General features: G+C 59.3%; 13 protein-coding genes, 1 tRNA gene and 1 pseudogene. 6 read left to right on the top strand and 9 right to left on the bottom strand.

Features of this window, described 5'->3' with window-relative positions; all coding sequences use genetic code 11:
- The 6 genes and pseudogenes from VL003_RS11965 to VL003_RS11990 form a co-directional block, all read right to left on the bottom strand.
- Positions 1-131 (bottom strand): annotated as a pseudogene (locus VL003_RS11965) (acetaldehyde dehydrogenase (acetylating)); the annotation flags it as partial.
- A 30-nt stretch (positions 132-161) separates the two neighbouring features.
- Positions 162-950, bottom strand: coding sequence for a 2-oxo-3-hexenedioate decarboxylase (dmpH, locus tag VL003_RS11970; protein ID WP_325442778.1), 789 nt, complete (start codon positions 948-950; stop codon positions 162-164).
- A gap of 19 nt (positions 951-969) precedes the next feature.
- A complete protein-coding gene (gene dmpE, locus VL003_RS11975) occupies positions 970-1,755 on the bottom strand; it encodes a 2-oxopent-4-enoate hydratase (protein ID WP_325442780.1) in 786 nt (261 codons plus the stop codon).
- A 7-nt stretch (positions 1,756-1,762) separates the two neighbouring features.
- A complete protein-coding gene (locus VL003_RS11980; protein WP_325442782.1) occupies positions 1,763-3,217 on the bottom strand; it encodes a 2-hydroxymuconic semialdehyde dehydrogenase in 1,455 nt (484 codons plus the stop codon).
- Positions 3,214-3,936, bottom strand: a complete 723-nt coding sequence (locus tag VL003_RS11985) for a class II aldolase/adducin family protein (RefSeq protein ID WP_325442784.1) — start codon at positions 3,934-3,936, stop codon at positions 3,214-3,216. The genes VL003_RS11980 and VL003_RS11985 overlap by 4 nt, the downstream gene beginning before the upstream one ends.
- A complete protein-coding gene (locus VL003_RS11990; protein WP_325442786.1) occupies positions 3,933-4,796 on the bottom strand; it encodes a VOC family protein in 864 nt (287 codons plus the stop codon). The genes VL003_RS11985 and VL003_RS11990 overlap by 4 nt, the downstream gene beginning before the upstream one ends.
- Positions 4,797-4,990: 194 nt before the next feature.
- On the opposite strand from VL003_RS11990, the gene VL003_RS11995 reads away from it, so the two are divergent.
- Complete coding sequence (locus tag VL003_RS11995) at positions 4,991-5,725, top strand: GntR family transcriptional regulator (protein ID WP_325442788.1); 735 nt, start codon at positions 4,991-4,993, stop codon at positions 5,723-5,725.
- Between the two features lie 100 nt (positions 5,726-5,825).
- Here the strand turns inward: VL003_RS11995 and VL003_RS12000 are convergent, their stop codons facing one another.
- Positions 5,826-7,325, bottom strand: coding sequence for an amidase (locus tag VL003_RS12000; RefSeq protein ID WP_325442789.1), 1,500 nt, complete (start codon positions 7,323-7,325; stop codon positions 5,826-5,828).
- A gap of 232 nt (positions 7,326-7,557) precedes the next feature.
- Between VL003_RS12000 and VL003_RS12005 the strand changes: the two genes are divergently transcribed.
- Positions 7,558-8,037 carry a hemerythrin domain-containing protein gene (locus VL003_RS12005; RefSeq protein ID WP_325442791.1) on the top strand — a complete coding sequence of 160 codons (480 nt, stop codon included), beginning with the start codon at positions 7,558-7,560 and terminating at the stop codon, positions 8,035-8,037.
- A gap of 27 nt (positions 8,038-8,064) precedes the next feature.
- Here VL003_RS12005 and VL003_RS12010 read toward each other — a convergent pair.
- Positions 8,065-8,141, bottom strand: a tRNA-Arg gene (locus VL003_RS12010).
- A 163-nt stretch (positions 8,142-8,304) separates the two neighbouring features.
- On the opposite strand from VL003_RS12010, the gene VL003_RS12015 reads away from it, so the two are divergent.
- The gene (locus VL003_RS12015; protein WP_325442793.1) at positions 8,305-9,657 is read left to right on the top strand and encodes a phospholipase A; all 1,353 of its coding nucleotides are present in this window, start codon (positions 8,305-8,307) and stop codon (positions 9,655-9,657) included.
- Here the strand turns inward: VL003_RS12015 and VL003_RS12020 are convergent, their stop codons facing one another.
- Positions 9,658-11,931, bottom strand: coding sequence for a xanthine dehydrogenase family protein molybdopterin-binding subunit (locus VL003_RS12020; RefSeq protein ID WP_325442795.1), 2,274 nt, complete (start codon positions 11,929-11,931; stop codon positions 9,658-9,660).
- A 310-nt stretch (positions 11,932-12,241) separates the two neighbouring features.
- Between VL003_RS12020 and VL003_RS12025 the strand changes: the two genes are divergently transcribed.
- The 3 genes from VL003_RS12025 (at position 12,242) to VL003_RS12035 (ending at position 16,778) form a co-directional block, all read left to right on the top strand.
- Positions 12,242-13,390, top strand: coding sequence for an FAD-dependent monooxygenase (locus VL003_RS12025; protein ID WP_325442797.1), 1,149 nt, complete (start codon positions 12,242-12,244; stop codon positions 13,388-13,390).
- Between the two features lie 8 nt (positions 13,391-13,398).
- The gene (locus VL003_RS12030) at positions 13,399-13,875 is read left to right on the top strand and encodes a (2Fe-2S)-binding protein (RefSeq protein WP_325442799.1); all 477 of its coding nucleotides are present in this window, start codon (positions 13,399-13,401) and stop codon (positions 13,873-13,875) included.
- A 62-nt stretch (positions 13,876-13,937) separates the two neighbouring features.
- On the top strand, positions 13,938-16,778 hold the full coding sequence (locus VL003_RS12035; protein ID WP_325442801.1) for a c-type cytochrome: 2,841 nt from the start codon (positions 13,938-13,940) through the stop codon (positions 16,776-16,778).
- The last annotated feature ends 225 nt before the right edge of the window (positions 16,779-17,003 follow it).

The following is a 17,003-nucleotide window of genomic DNA, read 5'->3' on the forward strand; positions in this document are numbered from 1 at the left end:
GACTTGGGGTCGATACCCACCATGGCGGCCATTTCAAGGCTTTGGCTTTGGCGCAGCACCTTGATCATGAGGTCGGTGCCGATATTGCCCGAGCCGATGATGCCGACTTTGATTTTGCCTGCTTGTGACATGTCAGTTTCCTTTGTCTGTATTCAGGACCGCTACACGAAACGCAGCGACAGCGAGCCCAGGTGCTGATAGCGCACTGTGATGTTGTCGCCCTTGCCGACCGCTACGGCTTCGGTTACGCCCCCGGTAAGAATCAAGGTACCGGCGGGAATCTCTTCGCCGCGGGCGCCCAGCATATTGGCCAGCATGGCGACGCTTTGGGCCGGGTGACCCAGCACTGCGGAACCCGCTGCGGTCGCGACGACCTCGCCGTTCTTTTCCATGACCACGCCCAGGTTTTTAAGGTCGATGCCCATGGCGCTGCGGGCGTTGCCGCCCACCACATAACGCGCCGCCGAGGTGTTGTCGGCAACCACGCTTTTAAGGTCGAACTTGAAGTCTTTATAGCGGGAGTCGATGACTTCAATGCCGGGCAAGATGAAATCAGTGGCGGCCAGTACCGTGCCAATATGACATCCGGGCCCTTTTAACGGCTTATTGGTAACGAAGGCGATCTCGGCCTCGACCTTGGGGTGAATAAGCGTCGAGGTATCGCACTCGCCCCCGTCGGCCAGCATGCCGTAGTCGGTAAGAAAGCCTCGTACCGGGTCGACCACACCCATTTGCTTCATTTTGGCGTGCGAGGTAAGGCCCATTTTCAGCCCGGCAATGCGTACGCCTCGCGAAGTTTTAATTGCCCGCAGTGCATCCTGCACGGCGTAGGCGTCGTCCCAATCCATATCAGGGTGATCGTCGGTAATCTTGACGACCTCTTTGCATTGCATCTCGGCCTCGTCCAGATGGACCGCGAGTTTTTGTATGGTTGCCTTATCTAGCGCCATGATCCTTGCCTATAAATCTTTAAATAAACCGCACGCCGACCGAGCCGATTCCGCCCAGGCTTACGCGCAAATTGTCGCCCGCCTGCACCGGAACCATTGCGGCCAGTGAGCCCGACAAAATGACTTCGCCCGCGCGCAGCGACATGCCCAATTCGCCCAGAGTGTTGGCCAGCCAGGTAACGGCGTTAAGCGGATGGCCCAAGGCGGCGGCACCCGCGCCGGTGGCTACGACGTCGCCGTTTTTTTCGAGGGTCATGCCCACGACCGCCAGATCGATCTTGCGCGGATCGGCCGCGGCGTCACCCAGCACAAAGACCCCGGAGGAAGCGTTGTCGGCCACCGTATCCTGGATGCGGATCTTCCAGTCACGTATGCGGGAATCGACGATTTCAAAACAAGGCAGCACGTACTCGGTGGCGCGCAGCACATCGGCGTTGGTAATGCCAGGGCCGCACAAGTCGTGCTTGAGCACGAAGGCGATTTCGCCTTCGGCCTTGGGCGCAATAAGCGAATCGGCGGCAATGGCCGCACCGTCGCCGTACACCATGGACGAAGTAAGGTGCCCGAAATCGGGCTGATCGACCTTGAGCATGTCCATGACGGCGCGGCTGGTGACCCCGATTTTCTTGCCAATGACCTGTTCAGTGCCTGACTGCAAGCGCCGCTCTATCATGCGCAGCTGAATGCGGTAGGCATCTTGAATGGTGATGTCGGGCTCGGTCGTGGTTAGCGGTTCGACCGCCTTGCGGTCAAGCAAGGCCTGGTAGAGGGCGTCGCCGTACTGTTGGATTTTTTGTTCGTTCATGAGGGTCCTAGAGCTTGATGCAGACGTTACGCAATTCAGTATAGAACTCCATGGAGTGCACACCGCCTTCGCGTCCGATACCCGACTGCTTGGCGCCGCCGAAGGATGTGCGCAGGTCGCGCAGGAACCAGGAGTTGATCCAGCACAGGCCCACATTAAGCGCTGCGCCAAGGCGATGCGCGGTACCCAGGTCTTGCGTCCAGACTGTGGCAGCCAGGCCGTATGCCGTGTCGTTGGCCAGGGCGATGACTTCTTCTTCGGTGTCGAACGGCGCAATATGACAGCAAGGCCCGAAGATCTCTTCGCGAATGACGGGCGAGCTTTCGGGCAGGCCCGTCCAGATGGTGGGCTGCACCCAGGCGCCCTGATCCATCGGGGCCGGCATATTGGGAACCCCGCCGCCGGTAACGACCACTGCGCCCTCTTCACGTGCCTTGTCAAAATAGCTCAAGACCTTCTTGCGATGGATTTGCGACACCAGGGGGCCGAAGTTCATGCCTTCGTCGTAGGGGTTGGCCAGCTTGAATGACTCGGCCTTTTCTTTAAGGGCAGCCACAAAACGCTCGAAAATGGGGCGTTGTACATAGACCCTTTCGGTTCCCAGGCACACTTGACCGGTGTTCTCGAACGCCGATCGAGCAATGCCGGCCACGGCTTTATCAAAATCGGCGTCGGCAAAGACAATACCCGGGTTCTTTCCACCCAGTTCAAACGACACCGGGCGCACACCCTTGGCAGCGGCCTTCATAATGACTTCGCCCGTGCCGGTTTCACCCGTAAAGGTAATGCCGTCCACGTCAGGGTGTTCGGTCAGGAACTGGCCTGCAGAATCGGGACCGAAGCCGTGCACCACGTTGTACACGCCGGCCGGCATTCCGACCTCGTTCATGACCTCGCCCAGCAGGGTGGCGGTAGCCGGGGTTTCTTCCGAAGGCTTGACCACCACAGTGTTGCCGCAAGCCAGCGCAGGGCCGACCTTCCAGGTCATGAGCAGCAAAGGCAGGTTCCACGGGCAAACAACACCGATAACCCCACGTGGCACGCGAACGCCGTAGTTCAGGGCGCGGCCGCCGTCAGGCGTATCCATGGGGAAGGTTTCAGTCGGAATATTGCGAATAAGGTCGGCAAAAACCTTGAAGTTGGCTGCGCCGCGGGGAATGTCGATGTGGCTTGCCAAAGAGTATGGCTTGCCTGTGTCTTTGATTTCAGCGTCAAGGAAATCGTCGAAGCGGCGCTCGATTCCATCGACCAGCGCATAGAGCAGATCGACCCGCTGCTGGGTCTTGAGCTTTGCCCAAGGGCCGTTCAGAGCGGCGCGCGCGGCTCGCACGGCCTCGTCCACCTGCTTCGCATTAGCTTCGTGAACCATGCCGATCAGGCTGTTATCTACAGGGTTGCGTTTCTCGAAGGTTTTTTCAGAAGTAACCCATTTACCGTTGATGAAGTTCTTAAATTCGTTCATTGAGCGTTCTCGTTGATAAAAGCGCCGGATTCGATATCGCCGGCAACCATGTATTCCCACATGCGTTCAAAAATTCGGCCGGCACTGGTGGCACGCTGTGTCGCCGCCTGATGTGCCAAGACACCATCGTTGGAAGCGAGCCCCGCGCTTCGCAATTGAAGCTCGATGCGTGCCGCGTCTTCGAGGTACCAGGTAAGCGCCGTAGCCTTCTCGAGCGACTCGGCCGCCACCACCGCGCCATTACCCCGCATGACGACAGCCGCCGACTGACCCATGGCGTCGGCCACGCCTTGCGCTTGCTGCTCGCTGCGTATTAGTTGCACGTCGTTCCACAGCGGCACGCCGGGCGAAAAATAAGCGCCCATGCCGTGACGTGACGCAGGCGTAATGCCGGCAGCGGACAAGGTCATGACGTCTTTGGGCATACTGCGCACGACACCGCCCACTTCGGGACGACGCTGATATATTTGTTGATGGATGCGCACTTCGCCCAGCACGCCTTCGGGCAGCTCGCCGTCGATGGGCACCACCGTACCGTCTTCCGTCGTGATAAGGCCCATCGGCTTGGCGGCGCACACCAGAAAATGCCGTTCGCCCAGGCGCATGCTGCAGTGTCCATAAGCGTGAACCAGTTGCGCACGCGCGAGGGCGCGCGCAGCCTGGCGCACCAATTGTTGTTGCCCGGCCTGTACGACGGGTGCAGAGCCTGGCTGTGTCACTTCTTGAACTCCGGAATGTCGGGCTTGGCGCCCCACATGCAAAATGACGACGGAACGCCGGGGAAATTACGCGGCCGATAGGTTTTTTCGTCTTCTTCGGTGATCAGGCGCACCCCTGTGGAGTACTCGTAGATCATGCCGTCGGGTCCATCAAAATACAGGAACATGGCGCCGGAAGTGGGATGGCGCCCTGGCCCGAACCGAATGGGAATATTGCGCTCGAGCATGATGTAGTACGCGCGCATGATGTCATCAATGCTTTCAACCTGGTGATTGATGTGCTGCACACCCGGGTATGACGACGGAAAAAGCGCAACCTTGTGATGGACTTCGTCGATACGCAGCAAAGGAGCCTCGCCGATGCGGTCGCTTACCTTGGCGCCTAGCAGGCTGGTCCAGAAGGCTTCATCGCGACGAGCGTCAAGCGTACGCAGGCCGATGTGGCTGAAGCCGGTAATGCCGGCATCTCGCGATGGAAAGTAGCGGCGCCCGCTGTGATGCGGGGCATAGACCAGATCGATGCTGTTGCCCGACGGGTCTTTGAAATTGATGAACTCGCGCACATAGCGCTGCTCGGCCTGTTCGGCGCTTCCTTTGCTGACCTTATAGCCTTTGGCCTCGAGCACGGCTGCCGCGCCGTCGAGCTCTTGGGCGGTATCGACCTCGAAGGCCGAAGTATGGTCTTGAGGATCGCCTTCGAAATAGCACAAGGTGTGATCACGGCTGTCGGAACGAAAATACACCGCCTTGTCTTCGCGGCGCGCCACCTCTAACCCAAGCAAATCAGTTGCATATTTAACGGCGGCGTCCAGATCGGGTGTGCCCAACCGTACATACCGAATGTCATGCAGATTAATCATTTTGTCTCCTTGTGCCTTTTGGGGCTGCCGCTATCGGTTGACCAATGATGCGATTGATATTCGGTAGGATAAATCGGCGAAATATCGGCGTCAACTCATTTTATCGAGATTTAATAAAAATATAAATAAAGTCGGCCACTCATGTAGAATATAGCGTTATCGAGGTTAATAGCCCCATTTTTCCCCTGATCGCCATGGATCGTCCCGTCGCCCCCCCTCTTTCGCCGTCCGCCGAGGCCGATACGCCCGTCAGTAACGGCAATGGCTCAAAAACACTGGTTGGCGCGGCCTATCACAGCTTGCGCCGCGACATCATCGAAGGCCGGCTCGCACCCGGGGCCAAGTTGCGGGTCGAACATCTGAAAGATTCATACGGTGTCGGGGCAGGCACCATGCGAGAAGCCCTGGCGCTGCTGGTGTCAGACGCCTTGGTCGTTGCCCAGGACCAGCGCGGGTTTCATGTCAAACCCATGTCAATGGCCGACTTCCACGACATTACCCAAACCCGCATCTTGCTCGAATGCGAAGCCCTGCGACAATCAATGCAGCAAGGCGATGACGTTTGGGAAAGCCGGCTGGTAGCGGCGTTTCACCGGCTCGATCGTGCTGAAAAGCGGCTGGATGAGCACGCTGATTATTTCGACGAATGGGAAGACCGCAATCGCGAGTTCCACCAAGCCCTGATCAGCGCCTGCACGTCTGCGTGGATCAGGCATTTTCTGGCCATTTTGTATCAGCAGGCCGAACGCTATCGGCGGTTGGCAATTATGCGCAAACCTATTCCCCGGGACGTACATGGCGAGCACCAGGCCATACTTGATGCGGCATTGGCCCACGACGCCGACACGGCTTGCCGGGTATTGTCCGAACATATCGGCATGACCTATGAGGCCATGAAGCACCTGCCTGCCGAACTGTTCACCGGTTGATGCGCCGGCTACTCGCAATACGGGGGCGGCACCATGGCCGCTAGCCCCAAACAACAAGGCCGGCGTTATAGCCGGCCTTGGACATTCAGGAGTTAAGCGATCAGCCTTGCTGCTGATGAGCGGCGTCGGCCGCCTGGAACACCGTTGCATCTTCGAAGTGGCGACCGACAAACATCAGGCCCACCGGCTTGCCGTCGGAAGTTCCGCAACATACCGATATGGCCGGATGGCCGGTAAGGTCGAACGGGCAGGTGTTGTTCAATGGACCCCAGCTTGCGTGCAGCACGTCTTTGGGTGGGGCGTCTTCGGACACTAACTCTTCGGCTGTCATGGGCGTGGTGGGCATCAGAAGTACGTCGTACTTTTCAAGCCAGGCGTCGTACTCGGACCTAAGCCGACGCACCAGATTGCGAGCCTTCGCGTACAAACGCCCGCCATGCCGGTTAAGCACCTCACCGGTCAGCAAAGTACCCTTGATGGTGGGTGCAAGTTCGTTGGCGTGGCTGGTCCAGCCCGACATGGCCCGCATGAACGACAACGAGTAAGCCCCATTGACGCCATACCCGACACCGTGTGCATGCACGAGGTTATGGTACGAACCCTCGATGCCGATAGGCAGCCAAAGCGCCGAACCAATGTTGTGCCACGGAATGGAAATAAGATCGACGATGGCCCCTTGATCTTGCAGCCGCTTGGCTGCAGCGCGCACCGATTCATCGACGCCGGCTTCAGACTCGGGACGCCCGAATCCTTCTTGCACCACCCCGATACGCAGGCCCTTTACACCCTTGCCCAATGCCTTGGTGTAGGGTTGTGTACGCACGCCCTTTTGGCGCCCGTCAATGCCGTCATCGCCCGCAATGACCTCGAGCAGCAAGGCGCAGTCTTCGACCGTATCCGCCATGGGGCCCAGGTGATCAAACGAGTATTCAATGCCAAGCGCGCCCGTATAGGGCACCAGGCCATAGGTTGGCTTGTGGCCGACGATGCCGCAAAATGAAGCAGGCATGCGTATGGAACCTGCCTGGTCGGCTCCGATAGCCATGTCGACTTCATGCGCTGCAACCAGCGCAGCGCTACCGTTGCTGGAGCCGCCCGTGGTATGCCCTGGCGCGCGGGGGTTGTCGACCGGGCCGGTATTGGCCGTTGCGCTATTGGTGGCAAAACACAGGTATTCGCACACCGACTTGCCGGCAATTTCGGCTCCGGCGTCGAGCATGCGGGTAACAATGGTGGCGTCGGTTTCAGGTACATAGCCTTCAAGCACCGACGCCCCGTTGGTCATGGGCACACCCGCGACCATTACGTTGTCCTTGACCGCGATGCGCTTACCGCGCAATTTGCCTCGCGCAGCGCCCTTGATGCTGGTTTTGTAATACCAGGCGTTATGAGGGTTGTCGGCGCCTTCGGGCTGGTAGCCGGGCGTACGCGGATATTTGACGACAGGCGCGGGATCCGCCAGTTTTTCGATCATGCGAAATGCCGGGGTAAGTGCGCTGAGATACTCGTGGTAGCTGTCTGCTTCAGACTGGGTCAGTTCAATACCCAGGTCTTCGCCTATAAACCGCAGCCCGTCGGAATCGGGAAAGGAATACGCCATGCCAACCTCCTGTGCTTATTGTGATGAAACGCCGCCGCGCATGCGGCAAGCAGTAAACGGCCTTGTCGATTAAAGCCGTTTACCCCAAGCGTTTCAAGACATTGGGCAAGAAAACAGGGGTTTTCCAGCAGGGGGGAGCTGCCGGCAGATCCTAGGCCGTGCCTTCAAGGCATGGCGATTGCTGGTCTTCGCGCCCGCTGGATTGCCCGGCAACCTACCGAGAGAGCCTGTCATGAATAAATCACAAATACCCGTCGCCCAAAAGGAAGTGCTGAGTCTTTTGCTGGATGACCACAAGAAAGCAAAAAAACTGTTCAAGGATTTCGAGGCCGAAAAGAACGAATCGGCCAAAGAAAAACTGGCGCGCGAGGTCTGTACGGAACTAACCATCCACACCACGATCGAGGAAGAAGTTTTCTATCCGTTTCTTCGAGAGCAGAACTCAGAACTCTTTGGAGACTTGCTCAATGAAGCCCTTGTTGAGCACGCCAGCGCCAAAGAGCTCATTGCTCAAATTCAAGGCATGAGCATCAAGGATGACCTGTACGAAGCAAAAGTAATCGTTCTGGGCGAATATGTGGCACATCACGTTAAGGAAGAGGAGGATGAGCTCTTTCCTAAAGTCATTTCGCAAAAAATTGACCTGCGTGAACTGGCAGGCCCGATGACGGAACGAAAAGAGGAAGCGGTGCAGTCGACGGGAGCCAACTGAAAGCGCCGCGCAGCAACCCTTGAAAAATGGCGCGTCAGGAGGGTCTCGAACCCCCGACCTCAGGCTTAGAAGGCCCGTGCTCTATCCAGCTGAGCTACTGACGCAGGTATGGCGCCCCGCATTTTAGCGTGTCAGACCAAAACACGAAAACGGCGCGCTGATTTACCAATAAACACTCGCCGGCGAAAATACTTACATGCGGTAGCGATGCCATGAGACAGGGGTGCTACAGTTTGCAGCGACAGAACTTGAACGCCGCTTTAAACCATGAACCCACACCCATTTGTCCCGGCAAGCTTACGCCGCCGACCCGCTATTGTCCCACGCTTTGGCTACGCACTGTGCTGGCTTGCGCTGGCGGCCGGCCTACACGCGCAGCCGGCCGCCGCAGGCATGAACTACCAGTTGAATGCCGCCCACGCGGCCCCCGGCGAAACAGTGCAGATCAAAGGCATATTGTTCAACGATACCGACAACGCGTTGACCTGGACGCCTCCAACGAACCTGGTGCTGCAGTGGCGCAATGAGCAGGGGCGTGTAATACGCAGTCTTGCCCAACTGCAGGCACCCGCGCAACAGGTGAACTTGCCGGTAAACAACTTTGCTGCGTTTTCGTGGCAAGCAGTGGTTCCAACCGAAGCGCGGGGCCTGCAAGCGGTGAATATCGAGGGCGAACCTGTAATGTTGGCCCTCGATACCACGCCGGGACCCCACAGCGTGGTGGCGGGCAGCCCCGCACACACTCCTATTATCGATGCCGGTGCCGCCCCGGTGGGCACCAGCCAAGACCCGCCCTTGCCCGATACCGTGGCAACCGCGCTTGGCGCCGACTCCAGAGGCGGGCCGCGCCCCACGTCGGCCGCCTCGCCCGACACGCAAGACAGCACGCTGGCGGCTTTCGACAATTTCCGAAACGCGATTTCTCCGTACGAACCGGTGTACCTTGACGTTGGACAGCGCGACGGCACCAATGCGCGCTTTCAGCTCAGCTTCAAGTACCGTTTGTCTACACCCAAAGACCCCGCTCAATCCCATTTTTTCAATCACTTTTACTTGGGCTACACCCAGTTGGCGCTGTGGGATCTGGACGGAGACTCGAAACCTTTTGTCGATGTCACCTATAACCCTAGTCTTTTCTGGCACAAAGAAAAGGTATGGAGTCCATCAGAGCACAGCCCGTTTTATGTCGGGCTGGCTTCGGGCGTGGAACATAAGTCAAACGGCCGAAGTGGAACCGACTCGCGCTCGCTCAACGACGTGTTCATTCAGCCTGAGCTGCGCTACCGATTCGGCGGGGGCAGCACCCTGACCTTTGCTCCTCGGATCAAGACCTATTTCGCCAAAAACGAAAATAACGATTACGCCGACTATGCCGGGCATGTCGATTGGAAACTGCGCTGGGCACAAGATAACGGCCTGATTTTGTCCGGCTTGTATCGCCAGGGCGCAAGCGGTCGAACGGCCATGCAGGTTGAGGCCGCCTGGCCGCTACGCCGCAGCTTTCTGAATATGAACGGGTACCTGCACGTGCAGTATTTCAAGGGTTACGGAGAGACCCTGCTGGGTTATAACCAGAAAAGCTCCGGACAGGTCAGGCTGGGCTTGGCCCTGGTGCCATAATCAGGCCGACGCCTCGGCCGCCTGTGCCGGGGCGTTTTCTTTCAGGGCTGCCAGGATCTTATCGGGGGTAAAGGGCGCCGCACGAAAGCGCAGGCCTGTCGCATCGAACAATGCGTTGGCAATGGCCGCAGGCGCCGGCACCGATGAAGATTCGCCCGCCCCCATGGGCGGCTCGGTCTGGCGGTCGAGCAACAGTACTTCGATGGGCGGAATATCGGTAAACGAGATAATGGGGTAGGCTCCCCATTCAAGGTCGACCACGCCCTTGGCATTGAAGGCGACCTCTTCTTTAAGCGTGCGGCTAAGCATCTGAATGATGTTGCCGTGAATCTGATGCCGCACCCCGTCGGGGTTGACGACCATGCCGGTGTCTTGCCCCACCACGACCCGCGTAACAGTGACCCGGCCGGTATCTACGTGAACAGACAGGTCTATGACCCAGGCGTTCCACGCCGCGCCAAACCCCGGAAATCGGCTGTGCGTATAGCGTGCATAGGCAACACCCCGACCATGCAACATGCCGTTGGCGTCGGGACAGCCGCGCGAACCTGCTTGCCCCGCATTCCAGCCCGCGTGGCGCGCGGTTTCAAGCAGTACATCGCGCGCACGCTCGTCTGTAAAGTTGCTTGCTCGAAACTCGACCGGGTCGCGGCCGGCCGCGACGGCAAGCTCATCAATGAAAGAGTCGTGGGCAAACGAGTTGGGCAGCGCCGATACGCCCCTGAGCCACGCCGACCGGATTATGGCGGCCATGTCGTTGCATACGATGCGCATGTTCGGGTAGTTGTAAGGCGGCACCGAGGTTCGGTCTCCCATTTCGAGCATGCGAGGCTCGGCGCTGGTGGCACCGGTCAGCAGCAGGGCCAGCGTGGGCGCATCGTTTGAGGGATAACACGTGGTGAAATCGTACGAACGAAGTTCGCCGTGCTGGTCAAGGCCGCCATGGATGTCGATAAGCTGCGCCGCCCCTTTGGGTTCCCAGCCATGCTCTTGTTCGCGGCTTAACTGCACCCGCACAGGCTTGCCAATGGCCCGCGAAACCAGCACGGCATCAGCACAAACGTCGTCGGCACAGTTGCGGCCGTAGCAGCCGGACGCCTCCATTCGAATAATCTCTATGCAGCCTTCTTCAAGCTGGAGCAGGCGGCTGAGCTCGACCCGCAACATGTGCGGATTCTGGCTTCCGGACCAGACACGTACGTGGCCCTTTTGATAATGCGCGACCGAACACGAGGGCCCTACGGAAGCATGCATCTGAAACGGCCAGAGGTAGCTGCGCGTCAACGTCGCGCCGGCAAGGGTTTCGGCGCCTATCCGCTCTTGCTCCAGCAACACACGTTCTTCATAAGGGTGACCCCGCAAAGCCGTATCCAGATCGGACAGATCGACCAGATCGGGCGGCTGCTTCCAGACCACTTTAAGGGCTTTGGCGGCCTTGATGGCGTGCTCTTCACGCTGTGCAGCCACCGCAACGAAATCGCCAATGGCCACGACACGAATGTCGGCAGCAATGTGCTTCACCGACGTTTCATCGATGGAAATGAGGCTATGGCCTACGAAACTGCCGCTGTCGCGTCCGACATAAGGAGGGCGCACCACCCGCGCATGCCACATACCGGGTACCCGGACGTCGTGAACGAACACCAGGCCGCCTGTAGCCTTGGCGGGAATGTCGACCCTGGGCATCGAGGTGCCCACCAGCTTGTAGCGGGATACCGGCTTGACAGCAACCTGCGCGTCGTGCTCGATAAGCACTTGCTCACCCTGCAACAACGCCCAGTAAGTGACCGTTCTGCCGTCGGCAGCGGTAATCAGGGCGTTTTCAACCGAGAGGGTCTCAGGCTGAACCCCCCATTGCCGTGCCGCCTTGGCCAACAAATGATGCCGGGCCTGAGCCGCAGCCTGACGCAAGGGCACGGCCGATATCTGCAAGGTAGCGCTGGCAATGGTGGGCCCCTGATTGGGCGTTGCCGAAGTGTGGCCGAGAATCATGCCGACCTGATCGAAAGCGATGTCGAGCTCTTCGGCCACGACTTGCGCCAGCGCAGTGCGTACGCCGGTGCCCAGATCGACATGCCCGTTAAATGCCCAAGCGCGCCCTTCGGCCAGCAAGGCAATAAAAACATCGTCGTAGGGCTGGCGGTAGTCGGAGGCAATACCCGGCTGGCGAGGCGCTGGCTTTGGCGCCTTGCCGGGGGTGCGGGTAACCAGCAGGCTGCCCGGTCGTCCGAAAAGCGCTTGCAGCTGTTCTTTGGGCTGAGCGAACGCCGACATAGCGTGTACCTTTTTCTTCAATGTTCAAACTGCAGTTTCGCACACCCAAAAACAAGCGGGAATTTAAGGGTATACATTGATTTAACCACCTTACTCCAAAAGCACGTTCCAATAAACAGCGCCGGTTATATAAGCCACAAAACCTAGGGTAAACCACTAATAAAGATACGAATTCTTGCAAAAAATCTACTTTAAAAGCCCTGGAGAAAACCCTGATACTCCTAACCCATAAAAATTCTTTACCCGGAAAATTAAAGCGTATACACTTTAATTAAGCGTTCCGATGGGGCGCTCGAACAGGAGAGACACCATGAAGCGCAGCCCAAAAATCGCCATTATCGGAGCAGGCCTCGGGGGCACGGCATGCGCCGGCCTTATGGCCAAAGCCGGCCTGAACGTCACCCTATACGAGCAGGCACCCGCCTTTGCTCGAATGGGTGCAGGCATACACCTGGGGCCTAATGTCATGAAGGTCATGCGCCGCATCGGTATCGAAGACGAGCTCAATCGCACCGGCGCCCACCCCGACTACTGGTACAGCCGCGACGGCATCACCGGCGAGATCCTTGCCCAGATACCGCTTGGTGACTACGCCCTGTCGCACTATGGGGCGTCGTACCTGACCGTACACCGGGGCGACTTTCACAAACTGATGACCGACGCCCTGCCCGCCGGCATACTCAAGTTCAACAAAAAACTGGATACGGTTCAGGACAGGGGCAAAGACGTTCTGCTCACCTTTACCGACGGAACGACTGACATCGCCGATATTGTCATCGGCGCGGACGGCATCAACTCCAAAATTCGCGACTCGCTGCTGGGAGCGGAACAGCCGGTGTACACGGGCTATGTGGCGCACCGCGCTGTGTTCAATACCCCGCAGGACAGCGGCAGCTTGCCGTTCGACATGTGCTGCAAATGGTGGGCCGGCGATCGCCACATGATGGTTTACTTCGTTACCAGCAAGCGCGACGAAATCTACTACGTCACCGGCGTGCCTGAACAAACCTGGGACATGAGCAAAAGCTGGATGCCCTGCACAAAAGACGAAATGCGTGCCACTTTCGCAGGCTGGCACTCGTCGGTGCAAGCACTTATCGAAGGCACTCAAGAGGTGACACGCTGGCCCTTGCTGGAGCGCGAACCGCTGCCGCTGTGGAGCCGCGGACGACTGGTATTGCTGGGTGACGCCTGCCACCCCATGAAACCGCATATGGCCCAAGGCGCCGCCATGGCTATCGAAGACGCCGCCATGCTGCTACGATGCTTTCAGGAGCTGGGCTTTAGTGACCACACGGCTGCGTTCGAGCTATACAAAGCCAATCGCGCCGAGCGTGCCGGCAAAGTCCAGTTGGTATCGCACAACAATACCTGGTTGCGCACAAACGAGAACCCCGATTGGTGCTTCGGCTATGATGTGTTCGAAGTTCCGCTCGTGGATATTCCCGAACACTCCTAAAAACAAATATGAGACACCGAGCCGAGACCCATACCCTTACCGTCAACACACAAACACATTCAATCCAGGTCGAGCCCGACACGCCGCTGCTGTATGTGTTGCGCAACGACCTGCAATTGAACGGGCCCAAGTTCGGCTGCGGCCTGGGTGAATGCGGCGCCTGCACCGTGTTGATCGACGGTGTGGCGGCCCGCTCTTGCGTCATTCCAGTAAAGGGTGCCGTGGGCCACGAGGTAACCACCCTCGAGGGCCTGGGCACCCTTGAACACCTGGCACCCATACAAAAGGCGTTTATCGAGCAACAAGGTGCCCAGTGCGGCTACTGCCTTAACGGCATGATCATGACACTGCAGGCGCTGCTTAATCGCAACCCACATCCTACCGAAGCTCAGATTCGCAACGAGCTTAAATTCAACCTGTGCCGTTGCGGCACGCATATTGAAATCATGGCGGCGGCCCGGCAGGCCGCACAAGCCCAGTCATGACGGCCCCGGTGTATCGAGCGGGGTCGAGCCCGTTGCCCCATGTCGGCTCGGCAGACATTGCCATGCCCCCAGCCGGCCAACTGCTGCATGGCGTCACCTTGCGTCCGCCCCTGCTCTGCTGGAACGGATCCGCCTACACCGGCGCCCGCCTGACGCAGGTGAACATCGATGAAGCGCGGCGCACGCCCGGTGTCGTCAATGTGATGATCCGGCAAGACTTTGTCGGGGCCATTGCCTCGCAGCCGGCACAAGCACTTCAGGCATGCAACCGCCTGCAAGCGGGCTGGGCCATGCCCCTAGCATCGGGTACGGCGATTGGCAGCAACGCCCGACCCAGCAGCCTGACATCACCAAACCCTGTCGCCGCAGATGCAGCAAACAGCGATCAACTCTACCAAGCATATACGTGGCCGGCTGCATCGGCCCCCGACATGGCCTGGGCCATAGCGCAGCATGCCGACAGCTCGCTCACCGTCTGGGTGAACACGCGTCACAAAGACACCTTGCGCAGCGAGCTGGCTCAGCTTTGCAGCCTGCAAGTTGAACAGGTGCACATTATCGCCAATGGGCAGACACAAGCCGAAGGCTATGACGTGGCCGCTGACGCCGCTCTACTGGCCCTGGGCTGCGGCAAGCCCGTGCGCGTGCAGCAGCGCCCGCAGACATCCGGCACAGAAGCCCTGCGGATCGAGGTTTCGGCCACTTGCTCCGATGCCCGAAGCCCGGACAATACGGCGGCCCAAGCCCAAGGCAAGGTCTATTCCCCCATTGCCAATCTGGCGGTTTCGGCACAACAACAGCTGGCCCGCCGCCCATCCATCGCGGCTTTATTGTGCGGCTTGCAAGTCTGTTACGCCCCCGATGTGGTGCTGCGCATGGCCGACTATGCCCCGCAACAAGCCCAGTTCCCGACGACCAGCGACAAGGCGGGCTTGCAGGAAGGTTCGGTACAGGGCCTGCCCGTCTCGGCGCAGGTGTTCGCACAAGAGTCTTTCTTCGACGAAGCATGTGAACAGCAAGGCCTGGATCCGGTCCACGCTCGCCTGCAGGCCATGGGCGACGAAACCGGCCGCCATCTGATCAACGCCGTGGCGTCGCGTGCCAAATGGTTCGAGCGCGATCGCAACGGCAGGCAAGCCTACCAGGGCAAAGGTTTTGCCTATGCCCACGTTGTTGACCAAAGCCGGCAACCCCCGCGCGAGGTCTGGTCGGCATGGGTGGCCGAAGTTGCTGTCGATCCGGCTACCGGAGCCATCAATCTGACGGGGCTTACGGTAGGCCACGACGGCGGCCAGATCCAAACAGGCGCAACAAGGCTTATACAAGACGATGTTCGCCAAGCAGCGACACGCTGGCTCCCAAACTCACCGAGCTTTGATGACTGGGCAAGTAACGACGAGAACCACTTCCCGCTCGCCGCATCCAGCCCCGATGTGCAGCTGGTCGAGCAGGGGCCCACCGGCCTTGCATGGAGCCGTGAAGCAGAGCTGCCGGCTGCCGCCGCCATTGCCAACGCCATCCACGATGCAACCGGCATACGTCTGCGCGAGGCGCCCTTCGATGCCGAACAACTGAAGCAGCAACTCGCGCTTGCCGACAGCGGGCGCCGATACAAGAGAACCGGGTACGCGCTGCTGGGCGGGCTGGCGGCTGCGGTGGGCAGTCTGCTGGTCGCCGCCATGCCTTGGCGCGCCGCCATCGCCCCCGTGGCCAGTGTCGACACATCCATCTATTCAGCGGCCGCCATCGAGCGGGGCCGCCTGGTGGCCGCCGCCGGCGACTGCATGGTCTGTCATACCGCCGAAGGGGGCACACCCAATGCCGGGGGCCTGGCGCTGGACACCCCCTTCGGCACCATCGTTACCACCAACATCACTCCCGACAAAGAAACCGGCATCGGCAACTGGTCGTATGCTGCGTTTGAGCGCGCCATGCGCCAAGGCATACACCGCGACGGACGCCACCTGTATCCGGCGTTTCCGTATACGGCGTTCGCAAAAATGTCCGACGCCGACATGCAGTCGCTTTATGCCTACTTAATGGTCCAGGAGCCTGTACACAATCAGGTCGAGCCCACCGATTTAAGGTTTCCCTACAACGTAAGGCCGTTGCTGGCGGGCTGGAATCTGCTGTATCACAAAGACGAAACCTATCAGCCCGACCCCGCTCAAACCACTTTGTGGAATCGGGGTGCGTACCTGGTTCAAAGCATGGGACACTGCGCAGCCTGTCACTCGCCACGAAATGCCTTGGGCGCTGAAAAGTCCGACAAGGGTAGTTTTCTGGCGGGCGGCTTTGCCGAAGGCTGGGAGGCCCCTGCCTTGAACGCGTTGTCAAAGGCGCCCATTCCCTGGTCGGAAGACGAGCTGTACAACTATCTGCGCACCGGCTATTCGCCGCTGCACGGCGTGGCCTCGGGCCCCATGGCGCCTGTCATTCAAAGCATGGCCGAAATGCCCGACCAAGATGTGCGGGCTGTGGCCCATTACTTAGGGACGTTGGCCGCCGCCCCGAATGAAGCCAGCCCCGCCATGCAGGCAGCGCTGCTGGAAGAGCGCAGCCGCAACGATCAACGAGTATTGTCGCTGGCGGGCGAGAACCTTTTCCAGGGTGCCTGCGCGGTGTGTCATGACGCGCGCGAAGGCCCGCCGTTATTCGGTGCACGTCCCTCGTTGGCCCTGAATACCAACCTGCATAGCGACCACCCCGACAACGCCATCCAAATCCTGCTGCACGGCATCGACAACCCCGCCGCGGCCGAGCTCGGCTACATGCCGGGCTTCGCCGACAGTATGAACGATGAGCAGTTGCAGACGCTGCTTGAGTATTTGAGGATGAGGTTTGCGCCGGATAAGCCGGCTTGGGAAGGGCTGGAAGAGAAGATTCGGGCGTTACGGGAGTGATGGGCGGATTTCAGTGCGTTATGTGCTTACGCCCACACTGCCGAATTTTCGGCGCTGATGTTATTTGAGTTCTTTAGTCGGGTCAGGGGCGGGGGCCTATAAGGCGGGCCCATCCCGCGGCTCGTCCTTCGGCGAGCTGCCCGCATTTTCTTCATTTGGGCGGAGGCGTCCGAACTCAACCTCGTCGCTGCGCTCCTCGGGATTCGGACAAGCGGGCGCCTTTGA

The sequence above is a fragment of the Pusillimonas sp. genome, from assembly GCF_035515275.1.
GTDB lineage: Bacteria > Pseudomonadota > Gammaproteobacteria > Burkholderiales > Burkholderiaceae_B > Pusillimonas.